Annotated in this window: 1 pseudogene; it reads right to left on the minus strand. The window is 72.5% G+C overall.

Features of this window, described 5'->3' with window-relative positions:
• Positions 1 to 204 (minus strand): annotated as a pseudogene (locus G5A07_RS22195) (LysR family transcriptional regulator); the annotation flags it as partial.

Here is a 204-nt window from a genome sequence, read left to right on the forward strand (position 1 = left end):
GCTCTCCGGCCTGCAACGGTCGCGGGGTCAGCAGGTGATAGCTGCTGCCGTCGGCGAGGAATCCCAGTGGCGCCGCCAGCAGGCCGGCGGCCAGATCGTCGCGCACCAGTTGCCAGGGACCGATGGCCACGCCGAGTCCGGCGCCGGCCGCCTGCAGGCTCAGGTAGAAGTGCTCGAAGCGCTGCCCTTCGGTCGTCGCCGGCG

This window comes from Stenotrophomonas sp. AS012628 (assembly GCF_010608305.1).
GTDB classification, from domain to species: Bacteria; Pseudomonadota; Gammaproteobacteria; order Xanthomonadales; family Xanthomonadaceae; genus Stenotrophomonas; species Stenotrophomonas geniculata.